Source organism: Kitasatospora sp. NPDC057512 (assembly GCF_042802135.1).
GTDB lineage: Bacteria > Actinomycetota > Actinomycetes > Streptomycetales > Streptomycetaceae > Kitasatospora.
Genome location: NZ_JBHVET010001150.1, coordinates 1 through 1702, shown reverse-complemented (window position 1 = coordinate 1702; position 1702 = coordinate 1). Strand labels below are relative to the sequence as shown.

At 75.4% G+C, this 1702-nt stretch carries 2 protein-coding genes; both read left to right on the top strand.

The annotated features are described in order from the left end of the window. A partial coding sequence (locus tag ACFU6K_RS38465; RefSeq protein WP_380671236.1) for a GMC oxidoreductase occupies nucleotides 1–1044 on the top strand: 1044 nt, incomplete at its 5' end. A gap of 40 nt (nucleotides 1045–1084) precedes the next feature. Next, on the top strand, nucleotides 1085–1702 hold a 618-nt coding region (locus ACFU6K_RS38460; RefSeq protein ID WP_380671234.1), incomplete at its 3' end, for a carboxymuconolactone decarboxylase family protein.

Genomic DNA, 1702 nt, shown 5'->3' with positions numbered 1-1702 from the left:
GTGCAGCGGCTCTCCCGGACGGACGGCGGCGGCTACCGGGTGCACTACGAGGTCGTCGACGACACGGACTACCGGGTGCACGTCGGCAGCGGCACGATCGACGCGAAGATCGTCGTGCTCGCGGCGGGCGCCGGCGCCACCCCGGTGATCCTCCAGCGCTCCGAGGCGGACCTCGGCACGATGCCCTCCGCCGTCGGCCGCTACTTCTCCGGCAACGGGGAGCGCCTCAACACGGCCGTCGTCGACGAGGACCGGGCCCGCGACCTGCTCGGGCTCAAGCGCTCCGACGGCCTGGCGTTCGGGGCCAACCAGATCGGCAAGGGGCCGGTCGTGGCGAGCTGGGACAACCTCGACGGCTCGCTCCCGGAGCACTCGCGGTTCTCCCTGGAACAGCTCTACTTCCCGCCCGGGTTCGGCACCATCCTGGCGCAGGTGCCCGACGCGACCGGCCCCGGCTGGTTCGGCGTGGAGAAGAAGGAGATGGTCCGGCGGTGGCAGTCCTGGCTGACCGTCTTCACCATGGTCGAGGACGACAACGAGGGCGTCTTCGGCCCGCCGCCGGCCACCGGCAACGCGGACCGGATCTCCCAGCAGATGCTCGGGCGCGGACCGATCAGGTACCGGCCGACCGAGAACACCCTGCGCGGCTGGGCCGAGTCGGACGCCGTGGTGAAGGACATCCTGGAGCGCGACGGCCTGGCCCGCGTCATGCCGTGGACCAACGACCTGGTGGGCGCGTACACCGTGCACCCGCTGGCGTCCTGCCGGATCGGCGACGACCCGGGCACCTCGGCGCTCGACGACCGGCACGAACTCCGCGACCACCCGGGCATCTTCGTCACCGACGGCTCCGCCGTCCCGGGAGCGCTCACCGTCAACCCCGCGCTGACCATCTCCGCGCTCGCCGAACGCGCCGTGCCCGGCATCGTGCGCGCCGCGCGGGAACGCGGCGTGAACGTCCGGTACGGCGCGCCCGCGCCGGACGGCGGGACCAGCGGACGGCGCGGGGTGCGGGCCCAACTGCCCGGCCTGACGCGCCCTTAGCGCGCCACGGCGACAGATCGAGCCAGAGAGGAGGAGACCGATGGTGATACCGCTGCTGCGGCCGGCCCTGCGGCCGCTGGCGCAGATCCGCCGGGTCGCCCCGGTCCGCCCGGCCGACGCGGGCCAGGAGGTGGCCCGGGTCTACGCCGAGGTCGAGCGGGAGTTCGGCCTGCTCGCACCGCCGATCGGCCTGCACGCGCCCTCGCCGGCGGTGCTCGCCGCCTCGTGGGTGATGCTCCGGGAGACGATGGTCGCCGCCGGTCGGGTCGACCGGGCGGTCAAGGAGGCGGTGGCCGTCGCCGTGTCGGAGGCCAACGCCTGCCCGTTCTGCACGGAGGTGCACGGCGCGACGCTGGCCGCGCTGCGGCCCGGACCGGGGGCGTCCGCCGGGGCCCGGGCGGCGGCGGGGCGGGAGCGGGAGGTGGCCGACTGGCTCCGGGAGGCCGGGGACGGCGCGGGCGGCCGGGGTGCGCGACCGCCGTTCCCCGCGGACCGGACGCCCGAACTGGTCGGCGTGGCGGTCACGTTCCACTACCTGAACCGCATGGTCAACCTGTTCCTGGAGGAGAGCCCGCTCCCGGCCGGCCTCCCGGCGCCCGCGCGGTCGGCGGCGACGGCCGTGCTCGGCCGGTTGATGCGCCGCAGCGCGCGCGGCACC